The organism is Alphaproteobacteria bacterium (assembly GCA_018063245.1).
Classification (GTDB): domain Bacteria; phylum Pseudomonadota; class Alphaproteobacteria; order JAGPBS01; family JAGPBS01; genus JAGPBS01.
In genome coordinates this window covers 22,442-39,816 of the sequence record JAGPBS010000006.1, presented here as the reverse complement: position 1 = coordinate 39,816, position 17,375 = coordinate 22,442, and the positions used below count along the sequence as shown (strand labels likewise).

Below are 17,375 nucleotides of genomic sequence, written 5' to 3'. Positions count from 1 at the left end.
ACGATGTCTTGATAAACTATAGTTTTACTATAGGATCAATTCATGACTTTACTACCCATTCCACATACTCAATCAGAACCAGTTTCTGCAACAAAAATCAGAACGGAAAGTCCTATTCTCTATAAGGAGAAACCCGTTCATCGAAAATCACAATCCACACATGAGAGCATCTCGCCTGTCGACAAATCTCTGTTTCAAAGACAAGTCACTGGAGATGAACCTTTTACACCTTCTGACTTTCTACAGCCTTTCTTTCAAGACAAAGGGCCGCTTACCCTTGCTGATGCAGCAAAAATTATTTGTCAATATATTGCAGATCTTGCATTCATGCCTCTTGAATCAGTCACAAAGACTCTCTCAAACTCAGGCTATCAAACAGACAAAGCCTTTTTTACTCATTGCGTCCAATTTCTTGAATCCGTCAAGAACTTGCCTGAAAAAGATCCAAATATTGATAACAAAATCATGCGTTCTTACGAAGCCTATCAAAATTGCTTATCCCTTATTGAGCGCCTTCAAAAGGACCATTTGCAATTTTTTATGACTGATCTCACAATTGTACCACCTGCCTTAGGACAACGCGTTAGCCTCACTAAATTAAACCTATGGTACAATCATCTTACTTTTCTTCCAGAGTCAATTGGGGCACTCATCAATCTTACCGTCTTAAGCTTTACGATAAACCACTTCACTCAATTTCCTGCTATGATCCTTAGACTACAAAATCTGACAACACTCAGTTTTAACAAAAATGAGATTGAAAAACTCCCTGATAATTTTGGCGATCTAAGATGCTTACAAAGCCTCGACTGTTCTGAAAATAAACTCACAAACTTGCCTGACTCTTTTTGCCAATTGACAAAATTGAGACGGCTTTCCATAAACGAAAACAAACTCGAATCCCTGCCCGCCCAATTTGGTAATCTAATAAATCTTGAGGTAATCTCACTCTTTAAAAACAAGCTCACGATTCTGCCTGAATCATTTGTACAACTTGAAAGCCTTGAGTATCTTGACCTTAGCTACAATGTGCTTGTCCTGCTTCCTGAAGGGATGTATCAACTCACTCAACTACAATCTCTCTCACTCAATGGCAATTATTTAATGGAGTTCGATCCCAGAATATTAGAACTCCCTGCACTAGAGATGCTCTTGCTTTACGGATACAGTCTTGTGAGCCAATTAGATTTCGCAATACGACAGCTCAAAAATTTTGGCGATGTCTTTACTGAAAAACACTGCCAACCTCCAATGCCGTTTGATGAGGAAAACCACATCTCCTATTTTGAATCAGTTGACTAAGCAATCTCAAGAATTTGTGAGGCATGATCCCATCCATAAGCAGCCTCTTTAATCCGAGAAGGTGGTAATTCCAGATAGCGACAAGATACATGATCTCCGCCCATTTTCGCATAAAACTTCCGAGCTCTGTCATTTTCAAACACAGCCCATACACAGACCTTTGTTAGATCTTGCTGAATCAAATACTTGGCCATCGCCTTCATCAATCTTTTTCCAATCCCTTGACCAATTACAGATTGCATCAGATAAAGTGCTTGAACCTCTCCATTATATTCAGTCAAACCAACTTTCTCTGGCCCCGCAAGACCAAAACCAACAACACCTTTATTCGGTCCTTTCCAGAATTCTGCAACAAACAATTCTGTTTTCTCAGGTTTGTTGCGCAAAAAATGAGCCCAGTAAGGTGTCCTATATTCCATCTTGTTATCCGCCAAAATATGATCCGGAATCATGCCCTGATAGGTTTCATCCCAAGATTGCACATGGACCTTTGCAATGGCCTCAGCCTCTGACAATGCAGCTGGTCGAATAAACAGCATCTCTTTTTCCTCATGACTCAATCATCAAATAACGCAACAAAATATCAGCCATCAAACAAATTCCAAAATAAGGCACAGATATCCCCTTAGTGTCATTATATGATAAAAATTTAAATTTTGTGGAAAAAATGTCAGCAAGAGCAAACTTTCCTGTATTTTCACCTTAATGATCAATCACTTACGGATAAAATATTGACACCAAATTACTCTCTATTATAGAATAAAAGTGTGGATTTATTATATCATTTTTTATGGAGTTCTTGAGTCATATGGCACAACTTCCAACACCTCCGCTCGACAATCCATGCTACCCATTCTATGTTCAAGACATTGGAATCAATATTCCTTTGCAAAAATTGCGCTTTCAGCCAAATCTCAGAATTGATTTTACGCGAGAAAATCTCACTATCAACTACACATCTCTTTTTTCAAGACCGGTTGTTTATCTTTCTCTTGCTCATCAAACCGAGCTCGCTGATATTATCAATCATATCAGAGGATTTTATGACTACTTAAAGGGGTGCGCCTCCTTATTTTTACTGAAAGATCTCATGAATTATATTCCAAGAGAAAAGATTGGCACACATAATCACGATCTCCAAGAAGCATTTAATTTATTGATAAAATCAGCCAACGACCATTTTCCACCTGCCCAATATCTGATAGGCTATTGTTATTTACATGGTTTTAAAATAACGAGAGGGAGCAAAGTCGAAAAAAATAGAGATGTCGCAATAAATTGGTTTAAATCAGCTGCGGCATATGGTCACGCTCTTTCTCTTCATTGCCTGAGAGAAATACAAGCATTATCAATGCCGCGGCCACTTCCAAATGCCCATCCTCCTCAACCTCCTAATCACACACCACAACCAATCCCTATCGCACAAGCAAAAGGTTATGAAGAATATGAGGCCTTAATCATTGGTTTAATGCGTCACAATCAGACCATTTTTTATGATAACACTCAATTGCGCAAAATTATTTCTGAGCTCACACAAAAAATCATCTCTCTAGAATCTCTTTTAAACGCTAGACCTCGGATTCAATTCATAAACCAAACACCAACACAAATTGATCCAGATGTGCAAAATTCAACCATAGAAGAAAATGAACCAAAACGACAACGCATATCACCCACGTTTTTTGATTAGCAGAACCTGCAAAAGCTTAATCTTCAAGCACGCCTTTAAAATTCAACGCAACCAAATAAATCTCATTTGATTCTTTACGAGAGGCTGCTGGTTTCACGTGCTTTACCTTTTCAAAATATCTTTTGATATCTTTCAACAAGGTTTCCTCAGTTCCACCCTGGAATGTTTTCATAATCAAAGACCCACCTGGTGCAAGCATATTCATCGCAAAAGCAACGACCTTTTCTAGTAAGGCCATAATCCGTAAGTGGTCTGTTTGCTTGTGACCTGTTGTGTCTGGCGCCATATCACTCAAAATCACATCAACTTTTCGCGCACAAGATTCAATGATGCTTTGTTGTAAAAAAGGATCTGTAAAATCACCTTGATAGATAATTGCGCCTTTGATTGGCTCCATCGGTAAAAGGTCAATACCAACAACTTTTGCACCTTTAAGACTTGCAATCTGAGTCCAGCCACCCGGTGCACATCCTAGATCAATGATCAGCTTTCCAGGCTTGAGAAGATGTGTCTTTTCATCAAGCTGAAGCAATTTAAAAGCTGCACGAGAGCGATAGCCTTTTTTCTGAGCCTCTACAACATAAGGATCATTCAAATGTCTTTGCATCCAACGTTGCGATGAAGCTTTCTTTTTATGAGCTGCTTTCACTTTTGTTTTTAAAACGCGACTTGTGAGTTTTTTTGCACTCTCTTTTTTATCCGTTGTCATCTGGCTTTCTCCTCAAGAAAATCAAGTAAGGCATCAATCTCTTGCTCATCTTCAATTCCAACAAATGCCATGCGATTCTGGGGAACCATCAGGCGTGGATTTTTTAAAAACTGTTTCACAGAGACTCTATCCCAAACAATTTCAGATTCCCGCATGGCCCTCGAGTAAGGAAACTGATAAATCGATGCTGCTTTTCTGCCTAAAATTAAATAAAGACTTGGCCCTGCACGCCTTTCATCCTTTTGTAAAGAATGACAAGATGCACACCTCGCCATAAAAATATTTTCACCTTTTAAAGTGAGTTCACCGCTTTTATGCACAGTCAACAAATGAAAAATACCAATAAAAACAATTGATAACAAAGAAAAAAGAAGAGCCACGAGCACAATAAAATGAATTTTTTTTAACTTCACCTTACGGCTCCTTCTTTCTTGCTTGTAAACTGAGTTCTCTACAGTAACATAATCATACCCCTACTGGGTATAAATAAATCAAATATTAACCCTGAATCATTATACTGAAAGAACAATGCATATTAGGTTGAGGCCATCATGACAAACAATAAAGTGCTTAGTGTAGATGATGTTCAGATCCTTTTAAAGGATCCGTCAGACTCTGCAAAAGCAAGCTTGGGTGAAAAAGTCGCCTCCCAAATTGACAATCCAGAGCTGAGTGATGCAGAGCGCACATTAGCAGTGAGTATTATTGAACATCTTGCACAAGATACAGCTGTTATTATTAGAAAAGCTCTTGCTCATAATTTAAAAACCTCAAGAACAATCCCACGAGATGTCGCTCTCAAACTTGCAAATGATATCGCTGATGTTTCCTTACCGATCATCGAATACTCCTCTGTTCTAACAGATGAAGATCTCATCTCAATCATTGATACAGGAAGTGCCGAAAAACAAATTGCAGTGGCTCGTAGGCCTGTTGTTTCAAACCGCATTGTAGGCGCTCTTATCGAAACAAACAATGAAGATGTCGTTGTTGAACTTGTCAGCAACCCTGGCGCAGATATTCAAGAGCAAAACTATAGTCGCGTTATTGAAAAATTCCCAAAATCTGAACGCATCCATGAGGGTCTGATCACCAAACGGAAACTCTCCCCTGTCATCCAAGAAAAATTGATGCATCTTGTGTCTGATCATTTGAAAACGCAGCTCACGAAACTATCAAACCTGTCAGTGGAAAGCGCCAGTGAATTGGTTGATGCAACACGTGAAAAAGAAACCATTAGCCGCATCACAAGCATTGCAGCCGCAGAGAACATGGAATCATTGGTTCGATCAATGGCTCAGCAAGGCAGACTCACACCTTCCATCATTCTAAGAGCCATCTGTCTAGGGGATATCAATTTCTTTGAACATGCCATTGCTCTTTTAGGCCAAGTCCCGCTCTATAACGCAAAAATTCTCATTTACGATACAGGAAAATCGACCCTCGAAACACTTCTTCGCAAGTCAAGAATCCCTGAAAATCTAATCCCAGCTTTTGTTGTCGCTGTTAATGTCCGGAAAGAAACCGATTATGATGGCGGAGAGAATGATCAAATCCGCTTCCGTCGCCGAATGATTGAAAGAATCTTGACACAATACGAAGGAATGGGCGAAGATAACCTAAATTACCTTCTCAATAAGTTCTCAGACCTTGTTGATGCTGCCGCTTAAATAAGCAAACATCAAAAGGGCCTGAAAACAGGCCCTTTTTCTTATTTACAACAGAGTCCTAACACATGAAAAAAATAACAGATCTTTCCCTTTTTAGAACCAAAGCCTATCTCAACGGAACTTGGCGCGATGCTGATTCTGGCGCAACGATTACTGTCTCAGATCCCGCAACGGGTCTTGACATCGGGACAATCCCCAATATGGGCGCAGCCGAGACCACAAAAGCTATTGAAGCTGCTGAAAAGGCTTTTCCTGCTTGGGCAGCTCTGCCTGCTAAAGAAAGATCAAAGATCCTGCGTAAATGGTTTGATCTGATCAATGAGCATCTTGAAGAACTTGCGCTCATCATGACCATTGAGCAAGGCAAACCACTCGCTGAATCACGCGGTGAAATTCATTACGGCGCGGCCTTTGTGGAATTTTATGCAGAAGAGGCCAAACGCGTCTATGGTGATATCATTCCATCGAATATGGTTGATAAGCGCTTTTTAGTCATTAAACAGCCTGTAGGTGTCGTGGGTGCAATCACGCCTTGGAACTTCCCTCATGCCATGATCACACGCAAAGCATCTCCTGCTCTTGCAGCTGGTTGCCCTGTTATCATCAAGCCATCAGAATTCACGCCTTATTCAGCTCTTGCACTTGCTGAGCTCGCTGAGAGAGCTGGATTTCCCAAAGGGGTTTTCAATATCATCACTGGCAATGCAGTCGAAATTGGCAAAGTCCTCACAAGCCATGAGACCGTTCGTAAAATCTCATTCACAGGATCAACTGCTGTTGGCAAGCTTTTAATGGCTCAATCAGCAGCTCATGTCCAAAAAATCTCACTCGAGCTCGGCGGCAACGCACCTTTTATTGTCTTTGATGATGCCGATCTTGATCAAGCGGTCATTGGCCTTTTAAGTTGCAAATATCGCAATATGGGACAGACATGCGTCTGCGCCAATCGTATCTTTGTGCAAGAATCTGTCTATAATGCCTTCGTTGAAAAATTCTTGGCTGAAACAAAAAAATTGCAAATCGGCAATGGTCAGATTGAGACAGTCAAAATCGGTCCTCTGATCAATGAAAAGGGTGTTGAAAAAGTTGAATCGCTCCTTAAAGATGCCGTTAGCAAAGGTGCCAAGATCATCCATGGCGGTGAGCGCAGCCCTGAAGGTCCACTCTTCTTTCAGCCGACGCTGCTAACAGATGTCGATGATACAATGGATATGTCTTGCAACGAAATTTTTGGCCCTGTGTCATCCTTTTATAAATTCAAAACGGATGATGAAGTCATCGCAAGATCAAATAATACCAACTATGGCCTTGCCTCTTATTTCTATAGCCAAAATATCAAGCGCGTTTTTAAGGTCGCTGAAAAATTGGAATATGGGATGGTTGGCATCAACACAGGCCTTGTTTCAACCGAGATGGCCCCCTTTGGAGGCGTCAAAGAATCCGGCATTGGTAGAGAAGGCTCAAAATATGGCATTGACGAATATCTTGAAATCAAGTATCTCAGTATGGGTGGATTCGACCACTAAACTCAACAGAGTTGAATGGCAATCCTCTCAATTCAAAGAGTCGTCACTCAGAGGGCTCCTCCTGGAGCCCGCCTGTCAGGCCGAAGCCTCGGCGTAGGCTGATGGAGTCTCTGCAATCTCTTAATAAGCTTTGTATTTTGTTGTTAGATCGCTGAGATTCCACGCAACCCTTTAAGGGTTGCTCTGAATGACAACTCGCTAAAAGAAAGGCTTTCCTATGTCTCACTCATTTGACTATGATCTCTTTGTGATTGGCGCTGGCTCCGGCGGTGTTGCAGCCTCAAGGCGTGCTGCTCTTCATGGTGCAAAAGTTGCCATCTGTGAAGACGATCGCGTTGGCGGCACCTGTGTGATCCGCGGTTGCATTCCAAAAAAGTTATATGTTTATGCCTCTGAATATGCGGATCATTTCAAAGATGCCATGGGTTACGGTTGGTCTGATGAAGCACCACAACATGACTGGACAAAACTGCATGCTCAAAAAGATATCGAAATTGATAGGCTCAATAAGGTCTATATTTCCATGCTTGAAAAAGGCGGCGTAGAACTCATCATTGGCCGTGGTCAGATCATTGATCCGCACCATGTTAAAGTGGGCGAGAAAACATACAGTGCTCGAAAAATTTTGATTGCAACGGGCGCTTCACCTGAATTACCAAACATTCCTGGCAAAGACCTTTGTATCACCTCAAACGATCTTTTTGAGATGAGCCATATTCCTCAACATATCACCATCATCGGTGGTGGCTATATCGCGCTTGAATTTGCCTCCATCCTGAAAGGTGTCGGCCGAGATGTGACGCTGATGATTCGCAAAGACAAAATTCTCAGAGGCTTTGATGAAGATCTGCGGACGCATCTGCAAGATCGTATGGAAGCCAAGGGCATTCGAATTCTCACTGAAACAAAACCAGAAGCAATCCAAAAAGAGGCATCGCACTTCATCATTAAAACCAATAGGGGCGATCATAAAACGGATCTGGTCATGGCTGCAACGGGGCGCCTTCCGAACACCAAGGATCTCGGACTTGAGGCTTTGGGTATAAAACAAGGCTCCAAGAATGAAATCCTCATTGATGATCATCTGCAAACAAATGTTCCTTCCATTTACGCTGTGGGAGATGTGACAGATCGGCTTGCTCTCACACCGATTGCGATCAGACAAGGCCGCACTTTTGCAGAAAATTTCTTCAATCCCAACCCAAAGACCATCGGTCTCAATTATGATCTGACACCGATTGCCGTTTTCACGACACCGCCTTTATCAAGCTGTGGCCTCTCTGAACATAAAGCAACAGAACGAGGACTCAAGTACAAAGTTCTTGAAACAGAATTTAGGCCCATGAAAAACACACTCTCCGGCAAGATGGATCGGACTTACATGAAAGTTCTTGTTGATCGGGACTCAGACATTGTGTTAGGTATTCACATGATTGGCGTTGATGCGCCTGAGATTGTGCAGTCTCTTTCCATCGCCATGACGTGCGGTGCAACATGGCATGATTTTGAGGCGACCATGCCCCTTCATCCAAGTGCTTCTGAGGAGTTTGTCACTGGCGGATTGCATGAACGGAAAACTTGACAAGGTCTCTTTTTCTGTTTAGAAACATGATTATCTGTGAGACGTCTGCAAATAGAGTTCAGCTAACATATTAAGAAGCGTCATTCAGAGTCACCCCCACAAGGGGTGACGTGGAATCTCATTAAATCAACAAATTAACGCAATTCTTGTTGTGATATTGCAGAGACTCCACGGGCCCTTCAGGCCCTCTGAGTGACGGTATCCTTCTTTTACATCATCTCATATTATTAAAAAGAGGAGCACACATGTCAGGTAACATCTCATATATAAAAACTGAAAATGCAGACAAGTACCATAGGCCACAAGATGGAGAGCATAAAGTCAAAGAAACAAAGTCCGATGGCCCTCGTGCAATGACACATGCTGAACTCACAGCAGCGGCTGAGGCGACTGGCGGTATTTATTTTGAAAATAGGTCTGTCGCTCTAAATATGCTGGGATGTGCAACCCTATTCTTTAAAAAATATGATAATGGCAGAAATCCAGATCTTATCTATACTTTAGGCCTTGCTTATGCCAATGGATACGGGGTTAAAAAGAACCTCCTCAAAGCGATTATGCACTTTACACGAGCTGCAAAATTAGGCCATTCAGGTGCTCAGACAAATTTTGGCTTGATTTATATAAGCGGTGAGGGCGTTGAAAGAGACTTAAAACAGGCCAAACATTATTATGAACTGGCTGCAGCCCAAGGTGAGCAAAGTGCAATCAGAGCACTTAGAATCATAAAAGAGAAGAATGAGTTGAGCGAATTAATCAAATCATTTTTTAAGGAATCCACCAAAATCGATAATCGTTTTAAAAAATCTACTCTCAATAACTGAATCTTTAACGCCATTGACATGAATCAAAATGGGAATGCAAGAAAAACCTTTCGGCATATTCAGGCGATCAATTTTGGCTTGCACCTCTCGGATCACACTTGCTCCTATTGCATTCTTACTGAATTTAATTTCGCAGACGTATAATATATTAAAGTTGCTCTGGATCAAATAATCAATCTGACAACCCGCAGTTGTCCTTGTCTTTCTTTGAAAGAATGGATTGTCTGACTGAATATCTTGAGGGTATAAATGAAGAGCCTCCCAAATAAAGCGCCTGTTATTGAGAACAAGATTCTCAAATTGCAGACCCATGATTGAATCCCAGCCTGGCAATCCTGTTAAAGACTGACCTTCAAATTTTCCACTTATGATTTTATCGTGATTTGGATCCACATACTTCATGTAAAATCGCAAATAATTATCACTCAACCGGTAATGACTTAAACGAGACGACTCCCCAGAAGAAAGGTGCCATGTATAATCCCGTGTAATAAAACCAGATTTGATCAGATCATCCAAATAACCACTCACGTGCCCATTTCTCGGAAGCTGCATCTTGTCACAAATGTCATTATACTCACAAACACCATCGACAAGTAGGCCCACAATTTGTTTATAAAACTCACTTTTCTTTGTAAAAAGATCAGAAAAAATATCATTGAATTCACGAAATAGAATCCCTTTTGCTGAAAAACAAAGCCGCTTTATATTCTCTGTAGCTGGAAGATCCATTTGGACCTCTTCCAGATATCGCGGGACACCTCCTGTAATCGATAAAATCTTAAACATCTCAGCATCAGAAATCATCCTGTTCTTCTGTTCAAAATCTCGTCCTGTTTGTGTCAAGAATTGGAAACATTCAGGGAGCGTGAGCTCCTTAAGATTTATAACCATTGAAATACGCCCCATGAATCCGGTACTGCTCAGGATATTTTCTTCAATCCATGTCGAAATAGATCCACAAAGCACAAGAATCAGTTCGGGATTTTTCTTTAAATACAAATCCCATGCATTTTTTAATTTCCCTAAAAAATCTGGATCTTTCGAACCCATCCAAGAAATTTCATCCAATAGAATGATAACTTTTCCTTGTTGCGTTTCTCTGGCCAAAAGAGCAAAAAATTTACTCCAATCATCTACCTGCACGTTTGGAAAACCAGTTATTGAACAAAATTGCTCCATAATTTCATCCCGTTGAGATTGTTCCGTTGTTGTTGAAGCTGGAGGTATGCCAGAAAACTGGAAAAAACGATAATTTTTTCCAAATTCTTCAACCAAACGACTCTTTCCGATACGTCTTCTTCCTTGAATAACAACAAGGCTCGATGTGTTTTTTTTAAACAGTCGCGTAAGGTCTTTAAGCTCTTCCTTGCGTCCAATAAAAAGTATGTTTTCCATTATAGACTCCATTAGTCTTATCTGCATTAAATACATTCTAGATTATACGCCCACTTTAAGTCAAGAAAAATGGGCGCATAATCCAGAAAACAAGATTATGCGCCCAAAATGCACTTCTTAAAAATGGGCGAATAATCTAGAAAACAAGATTATGCGCCCGAACTACTCCACTCATACCTGAGTTAATCTTTCTAGCACCTGATTCAATAACAACAAACCCTGGTCAGTCGGAACAAGCCTTGATTCCGTCCGTTTTAAAAAACCACCTTCGATCAAAGCAACCAATTGCGGTTCTGACGTCCATTCATGAAGACCTTTACCTGTCAGCTCTTTGATGCGTGAGAGTTCAATACCCTCAGCAAGTCTTAAACCCATCATCATCATTTCAAGATAGACTTCATCATGCGTCAGAATGGTTTCCTTCGTCATGCCTGTCTTTTGAGCAGCCACGCGCTCTAAATAAATCTCAGGCGCTCTGTGATTTTGGATGGCGCGTCTCTCTCCTTGGAAAAAACAACGTCCATGAGCGCCGGGGCCAATGCCAATGTAATCCTGATAACGCCAATAGATCAGATTGTGCTGCGATTCATGCCCTGCTCTTGCATAATTTGAAACCTCGTAACGAGACAGGCCTCGCTGACCCAAAATTGCACCCGTCATGTCATAAAGATCAGCACTCAGATCTGGCGAGGGCAATTCGAATTTATTCTGCTGATAGGCTGTATAAAAGGCTGTTCCCTTTTCAATTGTCAATTGATAGAGCGAAATATGTGATGGATCAAAAGTCAGAGCCTCTTCAAGTTCCGCGCGCCAAGACTCTAGCGTTTGATTCGGTCTTGCATAAATCAGATCGAATGAGAATCTACCAAAACAAGATTTTGCAGCCTCGATAGCTCTTTTGGCCTCATCTGCTGAATGTTCTCGGCCTAAAAAAGTCAAATCTTCCTGCCTAAAACTCTGAACACCAATGGAAACACGATTCACGCCCGCCTTTGCAAGGCCTTTGAATTTCTCAATTTCAACAGAGGTGGGATTGGCCTCAAGCGTAATTTCTAATGACTTTGAGGTAGACCAAAGCTTTTGAATTTCATCAATGACCAAGGCAACCAGATCAACAGGCATGAGCGAAGGTGTTCCGCCCCCAAAGAAGATCGATTTCACCTCGAAAGGCTCATCTTTCAATAAGACTTTATAAGAGCGAAGCTCAGTGAGATAGGCATTTTTCCAAGCTGATACATCGATCTGCTCGCGCACATGACTATTAAAATCACAATAAGGACATTTTGATTTGCAAAATGGCCAATGAACATAGACTCCTAAGGGACGCTTCATCTTACTCATCTTGGTCTTCAGGGTGGTCTTCATCCCAATGCCGATCATCGCGATCATAGAGACTGTCATCATCATTTAATGTCTGAGGCAATTCAATGCGATCTTGATCATCAGGTGTTTGATAAGAACTATCTGGATCAAAACACATGCTGATAAGAGATCTAAGCGCCTTTCCCCTGTGAGAAAACTGCTGCTTTTCAGCCAAAGTCATTTCTGCAAATGTTTTTTGAGAGCCGCGCGGTACAAAAATCGGATCATATCCATGACCATTTTGCCCCCTTGGTGGATATGAGATATAACCAGGGCAAACTGCTTCCGTAATTTCATATCGTCCATCTGGCCAATAAAGGACCATGGCCGCATGAAACGATGCAGAAATCGGCTCATTAAAGGGAATAGCCTGAATCATTTCTTTGATCATCTCAAACGCACCTTCAGCACCCTTGGGACCCAGCATCCAATCCGCAGAGTAAATCCCAGGCTTGCCTCCTAAAATGGGAATAGAAAGACCGCTATCATCAGCAAGAGCTGGTAAATCTGTTCTCTCTGCAACATATCTTGCTTTAATCAGTGCATTTTCACGAAAGGTATGGCCTGTTTCAGCCGGCGCTGACAATTGATAATCAGCGGCGCATTTCAAATGCTTGACATAAGGAGATAAAAGCTCATTAAGCTCCACTAACTTGCCTCTGTTATGCGTGGCAACAACCAATGTATCTGTCGTGAATTTTCGGATCATGCGCTCCTCTTGACTTTAATGGCCTCATTTTGCAAAGCTGTCAGCTCTGAAATCCCTTGTTTTGCGAGCGAAAGCATCGCTGCAAAATCAGCATCCGCAAAGGGCCTTTCCTCTGCTGTTGCTTGAATTTCAACCAACCCTCCCTTGCCGGTGATCACAAAATTTGCGTCTGTTTGAGCTGCTGAATCTTCATCATAATCCAAATCAAGAACAGGTACGCTCTGATAAATCCCGCAAGAAACCGCTGCAACTGAATCGATCAAAGGAATTGATTTCAATAATTTTCTTGCCACCAATCTTTGTAAAGCGTGATGCAAAGCCACATAGGCGCCTGTAATAGATGCTGTGCGCGTTCCGCCATCTGCTTGAATCACGTCACAATCTATTTTAATAGTCCGCTCGCCCAAAAGAGAGAGATCGATAATCGAGCGTAAACTTCTGCCAATCAGGCGCTGAATCTCTTGTGTTCTGCCTGATTGTTTACCTTTTGCAGCTTCGCGATCCATTCTTGTATGTGTTGCACGTGGGAGCATACCATATTCTGCTGTGATCCAACCACCGCCTGTCCCTTTTAAAAAGGATGGCACTTTTTCTTCAAGCGTTGCTGTACAGATCACTTTTGTTTCGCCGAACTGAACAAGGCATGAGCCTTCCGCATAGCGCGAACAATGAGGCTCAAGGATAACCTTTCTCATCTCTGATGATTTTCTGCCTGAGGGGCGCTCTATGCTCTGTTCTTGTACCATGGCCATTTAATATCCTATATATTTGATTCATATGATTTCATACACTATGTTATACAAATCAAGACTTTTTTACCAGAAAAGAATCATTTTATAGTCAATCATTTTAAAAGCTTGCAATCTGGAAAATATTCAGTAGAACTGGAAGAATCAATTCATATCATGGAACTAAAAAATGACTTTATTTCAACAAAATACAACGATCTTGTCTTTTCTGAACCTGCTTGAGCGATCTGGTTATTTTGGGTTACAAAGTTTTTTTGTCTTCTATTTTATCCAAACAAAAGGTCTTGATGACTTAGATGTCTATACCCTCTTCGGCCTTTTCTATGGCTTGATTTTCCTTCTAACGCCTTTCTGTGCCTTTATCATTGATAAAGCCCGTCATCCTATTCTGCTCTACAAGATCGGGTTTTATGTGATGCCTTTAGGATTTTTGCTTTTTTTGTCTGAGAAATCCCTCATCCATTTTTTTGGCATGAGCATCCTGATTTTTGGATCCTCTTTTTTCAGGATTATTGTTCCGATCCTTTTGGGAGAATATTGTGACACTCAAGCCGAATCAAAACGCAATCACCATTTTAGAACACTTTACACCTATGCGAATGTTGGATCTTTTTTGTCTCCACTCATCACAGGTTTTATCTCTCTTTATTTTCACTGGACAGGCGCTCTTATTTTCATTGGAGGTCTATATGCGATTGGCGCAGTCATGATCTCCGTCTATGGCCTTTCCATTTTTGTTGAAAAGCGAGAGCATGCAGGCACCCTGAAAACAGGGTTAAGCCTGTTACTGATGGCGTTTGGGTGTTTGATAGCTCTTTTTTTCTTGACTCATGAAGAGCTCTATAATTATTTATATGGCTTGGTAACAGTTGGCCTTATTGTCTTTTTGATCTATATGAACGTCATCGCTTCAAAGGACCACAAGAAGGGGCTTTCAATCATCAATCTGATGATTCTTTTCCTTTTTCTGTTCATGAGTTTTTATGAACAGCATAGCAGTTCTCTGAATTTTTTCATCATGGAGCATATCGATCGGCACTTTTTTGGCCATGAATTACCTGCAAATATCTACCAGAGTATCTCACCTTTTATGGTTGTTCTCTTCGGTCCTTTGATCGCCAACCTATTAGCTCGTCCAAAAATGGCAGGGATCAATGCAAATATTTTTATAAAGATCGCCTTTGGTTTTTTCTTTCTGGGGATTGCCTATATCTTTTTCTCAAGCATGGCGAACATTGTTTTATCGCAAGGCTTTGGGCCGACCCATCTCCTTGTTCTTGGCTTTACTTTTTTAGCAATTGGAGAAGTCATGTGCATGCCTGTGATCGGCGCTGTTATCACAAAGCACTCACCCAAGCGACTCAAAGGCCTTTATTTATCTTTGCAAAACCTCACGACTTCATCAGGATTCTTTTTTGCGATCTTGCTTGGGAAAATGACAACGCAAGATCTAAATCTAGATGGTCAAACCGTTGATTCCTACTTCCAGATCTATACCGGCATCGCCGTTGCTTGTTTACTCATGGCTCTCACAAATTATGTCATTGCGCGAAAGAGGGGGTGATTTTGAAACCGCACAAGATGAAGCTCTCTTCCTAGAAGAGAATCTGGTAACGCTTCATTGATCACCAGGTATTTTTATCCCATTCTTGTAAAAATTCAATCTGACTTGCTTCTTGAAAACGGTGTCCAACACCTTTAATCCAAGCCTTCTCATCCTCTTTCTCAAAGAAATAGACGTTGACTTTTCCAGCCATGATAAAGTTTGTAAGACTCTGCAAAGCCGTAATCTCCTGCGGCAAAGATTCAAGCGTCTCATTGCCGCATAAAGTCAGACTCTTCAGTTTCTGCCAATTTTGAATCCAAGATGGTAGTGCCTGCAACCGATTATAGCTTAAATTCATGCGCTCTAATTTTGACAAATCTGCCATCGATACAGGTAATGTTGTGAGTGACAGGCCTTCTAAATTTAGCTTTTTCAAACTTGTAAGCTTTCCGACCGCTTCTGGCAATTGAAATGGCTCCGCTCTTTGAGGCCTCATTTCAAGGGATAAGTACTCTAAATGGGTCAATTTTTCAATCTCAACAGGTAATGTCTGAATTGATGTATTCCCAAGCTTTAGGCCTTTCAGATTCACAAGCTGTCCAATCTCTGCAGGCACCTCAGTGATATATGGATTGTTTTCTAATTCTAAATACTTCAGTCCAACCAGTTGGGCAACAACTGAGATCACAGGATTTGTAAAAAGTCCATGTGACATATTTAATCTTTCAAGCCTTGGAAATGATTTAGCAAAAGACACAGGAAGTGTTGTAAGGCTTAAACTAAACAATCCAAGATTGCTTAAATTCTTCCACTTCCCAACCATGCCTGGCAAGGCAACTAACGAGCTTCTATCATTTGCAACTGCTTTTTGTAAATGAGAATCCTCTCGATCACAAATTGAACCTGATCCATAACCACTCTTTTTCAATCTTTCCCATAATGTATAGAGTCGATCAAAAGCATGATTCAGAAAAAGTGTTGCCTTTTGCTTCTTACTTGCATTGACACGCTGAATTGAAAGCCTGACCTCTTGCAGGCGATGAGCCAAAGATTCAATATCCACAGGCATTTGGTGTTCATGCTCAGCCTCAGACAATAAGGCATCAAATAATTTCTGGAAGAAGAGATTACGACCCTCTGCGGTGTCATTCTCTTTTCGCTCTACCCAAGCCCCTTGCACCCATGAGGATTTAACAAGATAGTCCTGATAAAATGATTCAATTTCATCCACAATCGCAATATACTTGGCCTTAAGAACCTCGTCTGATTGGGCCTGATTGATAAGCACAAAATATTTGTGACGCATTTTGTCATCAAAACGAAACCAACTCCCTACGTAGAAACAACGCTCTTTTACAAGATACGGAGCAAGATCAGGCAATTCTAAAAAATGTTTATATCGAGAAACAATAGACGCTCCATCAATCTGTGACCACCATTTAGATGAATTGACAAGCCCTTCCCCTAAATAAACAGATGTTCTGTTATTTTGTTGAACAGAAAGTTGAGCCATTTTTACCTCTCAATCGTAAAAACCATAACTTACATCAAGCCCAGGTGTTTTTAAACAAAAAATTCAATCTCCCCCCTAGACGATTTAAAAAGAGGTTCCTATATATAACTCACACGCTAATTTACACGAATAAAGAGGATCATGATGAGCGAAGAAAACATGAATACAGAAGTTCAAGATATCAGCCCACCAGACGATGCTGACAATCAAGAACATACAGCACCTGAAACAATTGAGCCGATGCATTTGGCTCAAATGACTGAATATCAAACCAAGATTGCAGATTTGAATGACCAGCTCCTGCGTTCTTTCGCTGAAGTCGAAAATATCAAAAAGCGTGCAGCGAAAGAAAAAGAAGATGCTCTCAAATACGGCATCAGCAAATTTGCGAAAGAACTTCTATCTGTCTCTGATAATTTAGGAAGAGCCCTTGATAGCATTCCAGAAGGTGCGCGTCAGGAAGATCCAGCTCTTAATAACCTATATGTCGGTGTTGAAGCAACCCTAAACCAATTAATTGGTGCTTTTGAAAAAATGAACATCAAAGAAGTGAGTTCAATTGGCGAAAAATTTAATCCACACTTTCATCAAGTGGTTTTTGAAGATGAACAGAGTGCTGAGCCAGCAGGTACAATCACACAAGTTCTACAAAAAGGCTATGTCATTGATGACAGGCTTTTACGTGAAGCCATGGTGGGTATTTCAAAAGGACAAGGGAAATAATTCAAATTATTTTTATCAAAAACCCTTGCATTGTTGAAATGGATACCTATATGACCCATTAAAGGGTTTTCA

The 17,375-nt window shown here is 41.0% G+C and carries 16 protein-coding genes; 8 read left to right on the top strand and 8 right to left on the bottom strand.

The features are described 5' to 3' along the window. The first annotated feature begins 42 nt into the window (after positions 1-42). A complete protein-coding gene (locus KBF71_01475; GenBank protein ID MBP9876990.1) occupies positions 43-1,302 on the top strand; it encodes a leucine-rich repeat domain-containing protein in 1,260 nt (419 codons plus the stop codon). Here KBF71_01475 and KBF71_01470 read toward each other — a convergent pair. After that, entirely contained in the window at positions 1,299-1,841 is a 543-nt protein-coding gene (locus KBF71_01470) for a GNAT family N-acetyltransferase (protein ID MBP9876989.1), read from the bottom strand. The two genes, KBF71_01475 and KBF71_01470, sit on opposite strands and share 4 nt — an antisense overlap. Positions 1,842-2,110: 269 nt before the next feature. Here KBF71_01470 and KBF71_01465 point away from each other — a divergent pair, with 269 nt between their 5' ends. Continuing rightward, entirely contained in the window at positions 2,111-2,992 is an 882-nt protein-coding gene (locus KBF71_01465) for a sel1 repeat family protein (protein ID MBP9876988.1), read from the top strand. A 16-nt stretch (positions 2,993-3,008) separates the two neighbouring features. Here KBF71_01465 and KBF71_01460 read toward each other — a convergent pair whose 3' ends face one another. Beyond that, positions 3,009-3,701 (bottom strand): RlmE family RNA methyltransferase, encoded by a 693-nt coding sequence (locus tag KBF71_01460; protein ID MBP9876987.1) that lies wholly within the window; start codon positions 3,699-3,701, stop codon positions 3,009-3,011. Then, positions 3,698-4,114: a c-type cytochrome gene (locus KBF71_01455; protein MBP9876986.1), complete on the bottom strand. Its 417-nt coding sequence runs from the start codon at positions 4,112-4,114 to the stop codon at positions 3,698-3,700. The genes KBF71_01460 and KBF71_01455 overlap by 4 nt, the downstream gene beginning before the upstream one ends. Before the next feature lie 138 nt (positions 4,115-4,252). Here KBF71_01455 and KBF71_01450 point away from each other — a divergent pair, with 138 nt between their 5' ends. The 4 genes from KBF71_01450 to KBF71_01435 all read left to right on the top strand — a co-directional run bounded on the left by KBF71_01450 (position 4,253) and on the right by KBF71_01435 (position 9,303). Then, positions 4,253-5,371 carry a DUF2336 domain-containing protein gene (locus KBF71_01450; GenBank protein ID MBP9876985.1) on the top strand — a complete coding sequence of 373 codons (1,119 nt, stop codon included), beginning with the start codon at positions 4,253-4,255 and terminating at the stop codon, positions 5,369-5,371. 65 nt (positions 5,372-5,436) lie between these two features. Further along, entirely contained in the window at positions 5,437-6,897 is a 1,461-nt protein-coding gene (locus tag KBF71_01445; protein MBP9876984.1) for an NAD-dependent succinate-semialdehyde dehydrogenase, read from the top strand. Between the two features lie 217 nt (positions 6,898-7,114). After that, on the top strand, positions 7,115-8,479 hold the full coding sequence (gorA, locus tag KBF71_01440; GenBank protein MBP9876983.1) for a glutathione-disulfide reductase: 1,365 nt from the start codon (positions 7,115-7,117) through the stop codon (positions 8,477-8,479). A gap of 245 nt (positions 8,480-8,724) precedes the next feature. Continuing rightward, a complete protein-coding gene (locus KBF71_01435; protein MBP9876982.1) occupies positions 8,725-9,303 on the top strand; it encodes a sel1 repeat family protein in 579 nt (192 codons plus the stop codon). Here the strand turns inward: KBF71_01435 and KBF71_01430 are convergent. From KBF71_01430 to rph, 4 genes are all read right to left on the bottom strand, one after another. After that, on the bottom strand, positions 9,241-10,701 hold the full coding sequence (locus tag KBF71_01430; GenBank protein ID MBP9876981.1) for an AAA family ATPase: 1,461 nt from the start codon (positions 10,699-10,701) through the stop codon (positions 9,241-9,243). The two genes, KBF71_01435 and KBF71_01430, sit on opposite strands and share 63 nt — an antisense overlap. Before the next feature lie 171 nt (positions 10,702-10,872). Next, positions 10,873-12,033, bottom strand: coding sequence for a coproporphyrinogen III oxidase (locus KBF71_01425; protein MBP9876980.1), 1,161 nt, complete (start codon positions 12,031-12,033; stop codon positions 10,873-10,875). 1 nt (position 12,034) lies between these two features. Further along, complete coding sequence (gene rdgB, locus KBF71_01420) at positions 12,035-12,769, bottom strand: RdgB/HAM1 family non-canonical purine NTP pyrophosphatase (GenBank protein ID MBP9876979.1); 735 nt, start codon at positions 12,767-12,769, stop codon at positions 12,035-12,037. Continuing rightward, positions 12,769-13,518, bottom strand: a complete 750-nt coding sequence (gene rph / locus KBF71_01415) for a ribonuclease PH (GenBank protein ID MBP9876978.1) — start codon at positions 13,516-13,518, stop codon at positions 12,769-12,771. The genes rdgB and rph overlap by 1 nt, the downstream gene beginning before the upstream one ends. Positions 13,519-13,690: 172 nt before the next feature. On the opposite strand from rph, the gene KBF71_01410 reads away from it, so the two are divergent. Beyond that, positions 13,691-15,085 carry a hypothetical protein gene (locus KBF71_01410; GenBank protein ID MBP9876977.1) on the top strand — a complete coding sequence of 465 codons (1,395 nt, stop codon included), beginning with the start codon at positions 13,691-13,693 and terminating at the stop codon, positions 15,083-15,085. 61 nt (positions 15,086-15,146) lie between these two features. On the opposite strand, the gene KBF71_01405 is transcribed toward KBF71_01410, so the two are convergent. After that, positions 15,147-16,580 carry a hypothetical protein gene (locus KBF71_01405; GenBank protein MBP9876976.1) on the bottom strand — a complete coding sequence of 478 codons (1,434 nt, stop codon included), beginning with the start codon at positions 16,578-16,580 and terminating at the stop codon, positions 15,147-15,149. A 144-nt stretch (positions 16,581-16,724) separates the two neighbouring features. Here KBF71_01405 and grpE point away from each other — a divergent pair, with 144 nt between their 5' ends. Beyond that, on the top strand, positions 16,725-17,303 hold the full coding sequence (gene grpE, locus KBF71_01400) for a nucleotide exchange factor GrpE (protein ID MBP9876975.1): 579 nt from the start codon (positions 16,725-16,727) through the stop codon (positions 17,301-17,303). Positions 17,304-17,375 lie beyond the last annotated feature (72 nt).

Excerpts from the sequence above, each read along its gene's own strand:
- KBF71_01475 (MBP9876990.1), top strand. The coding sequence starts at position 43 with ATGACTTTACTACCCATTCCACATACTCAATCAGAACCAGTTTCTGCA.
- KBF71_01470 (MBP9876989.1), bottom strand. The coding sequence starts at position 1,841 with ATGCTGTTTATTCGACCAGCTGCATTGTCAGAGGCTGAGGCCATTGCA.
- KBF71_01465 (MBP9876988.1), top strand. The coding sequence starts at position 2,111 with ATGGCACAACTTCCAACACCTCCGCTCGACAATCCATGCTACCCATTC.
- KBF71_01460 (MBP9876987.1), bottom strand. The coding sequence starts at position 3,701 with ATGACAACGGATAAAAAAGAGAGTGCAAAAAAACTCACAAGTCGCGTT.
- KBF71_01450 (MBP9876985.1), top strand. The coding sequence starts at position 4,253 with ATGACAAACAATAAAGTGCTTAGTGTAGATGATGTTCAGATCCTTTTA.
- KBF71_01445 (MBP9876984.1), top strand. The coding sequence starts at position 5,437 with ATGAAAAAAATAACAGATCTTTCCCTTTTTAGAACCAAAGCCTATCTC.
- gorA (MBP9876983.1), top strand. The coding sequence starts at position 7,115 with ATGTCTCACTCATTTGACTATGATCTCTTTGTGATTGGCGCTGGCTCC.
- KBF71_01435 (MBP9876982.1), top strand. The coding sequence starts at position 8,725 with ATGTCAGGTAACATCTCATATATAAAAACTGAAAATGCAGACAAGTAC.
- KBF71_01430 (MBP9876981.1), bottom strand. The coding sequence starts at position 10,701 with ATGGAAAACATACTTTTTATTGGACGCAAGGAAGAGCTTAAAGACCTT.
- KBF71_01425 (MBP9876980.1), bottom strand. The coding sequence starts at position 12,033 with ATGAAGCGTCCCTTAGGAGTCTATGTTCATTGGCCATTTTGCAAATCA.
- rph (MBP9876978.1), bottom strand. The coding sequence starts at position 13,518 with ATGGTACAAGAACAGAGCATAGAGCGCCCCTCAGGCAGAAAATCATCA.
- KBF71_01410 (MBP9876977.1), top strand. The coding sequence starts at position 13,691 with ATGACTTTATTTCAACAAAATACAACGATCTTGTCTTTTCTGAACCTG.
- KBF71_01405 (MBP9876976.1), bottom strand. The coding sequence starts at position 16,580 with ATGGCTCAACTTTCTGTTCAACAAAATAACAGAACATCTGTTTATTTA.
- grpE (MBP9876975.1), top strand. The coding sequence starts at position 16,725 with ATGAGCGAAGAAAACATGAATACAGAAGTTCAAGATATCAGCCCACCA.